This is a genomic window from Thioalkalivibrio sp. ALE9, assembly GCF_000377445.1.
Classification (GTDB): Bacteria; Pseudomonadota; Gammaproteobacteria; order Ectothiorhodospirales; family Ectothiorhodospiraceae; genus Thioalkalivibrio.
Genome location: NZ_KB898145.1, coordinates 1 through 1254, shown reverse-complemented (window position 1 = coordinate 1254; position 1254 = coordinate 1). Strand labels below are relative to the sequence as shown.

Below are 1254 nucleotides of genomic sequence, written 5' to 3'. Positions count from 1 at the left end.
TGTCCGGCACCGGGGTGTCGCAGGCATGCTGTAAAGACAGCACAAGAATTTCTTCGTGCCTTCGTGTGCTTCGTGGTGAATTCAATCCCTTCAGGTCAAGGGCGGGCAACAGGAAGACGGGAAGAGAGGGAAGGCTCAGGCTGAAATGACTCGGCGTCGACTGCCTGGAACTCACCCGTCTGCACCGGTTTCCATCTCCCCTCATCTGGGCGGCGGAGTTCGGACTCAAGTCCTTGTGGGCGTCGGTGGCCGCCTGCATCCGCCGCGCTGGGGATACCCCGATCACCCAGCATGCCTCGGTACCACCTTCACGAATCTGCCCTCACTTCCTGTGAACAAGCCCTCCTTCGTGCGCTTCGTGGTGAACCCGGTCTTTTCCCTCTGCGCACTCCGTGCACTCTGTGGTGAAACAACCTCTTCAGGGCACCTGATTAGCAACGAGAGGCGGCCAGTCGCAGGAACCAGACGGGCTGTCTGTCATTAATCGTAAACCTCTTTACGATGTCCAATCCGCACAACCAGTACCACCAATGACTCGTCACGCAGCTCGCAGATCACACGGTAGCCCCCAACCCGATAACGCCATAGCTGGGTAAACCGCCCCTTGAGCGGTTTCCCGAGCTCTCGCGGATCATCCAGATGGGCTACACGCTCCTCCAGATACTGGCGTATGCGCTGGCGGGCCTTCCGGTCGAGTTTCTGCACCGCCTTCCGGGTCGAATGAGCGTACTCAATCCTCCAGGTCACGCCAGAACTCCTGGGAACTGATTACGTCTTCCTCGCCGCTCCGGATACGTTCCAGCGTTTGCTCGGCCAGGTAGATGTCCTCCAGGTCTTCCAGGTGCTCCTCGATGGCTTCTCGGATGTAGTATGTGGTCGTGCGGCCCGTCTTTTCGGCCAGAGCTTTCAGGCGCCCATACGTCTCTTTCGGGAGCCGGACAGCCGTTTGACGGGTATCTCCTGTACGTATGGTCATAATGGAATATCCAGTGGTATGCGCGCATACCATCGTACATCACATGCCTAGGTGTGTTCACCACGAAGCGCACGAAGGCACGAAGAAGGGCAAGGTCAAGGGCGGTTACACCACGGAGGACACAGAGGGCACGGAGAAGGGCTGGATTAAGGTGGGTAGGTCTGGTGATCGCGTCCTGTATGGCACTGTCCGGCACCGGGGTGTCGCAGGCATGCTGTAAAGACAGCACAAGAATTTCTTCGTGCCTTCGTGTGCTTCGTGGTGAATTCAATCCCTTC

2 protein-coding genes are annotated in these 1254 nt (G+C 58.1%); both read right to left on the bottom strand.

From position 1 onward, the window contains the following. Positions 1-480 precede the first annotated feature (480 nt). Positions 481-747 carry a type II toxin-antitoxin system RelE/ParE family toxin gene (locus tag D106_RS0114150; RefSeq protein ID WP_018880435.1) on the bottom strand — a complete coding sequence of 89 codons (267 nt, stop codon included), beginning with the start codon at positions 745-747 and terminating at the stop codon, positions 481-483. After that, a complete protein-coding gene (locus tag D106_RS0114145; RefSeq protein ID WP_018876690.1) occupies positions 731-976 on the bottom strand; it encodes a DUF6290 family protein in 246 nt (81 codons plus the stop codon). The genes D106_RS0114150 and D106_RS0114145 overlap by 17 nt, the downstream gene beginning before the upstream one ends. Positions 977-1254: the final 278 nt, after the last annotated feature.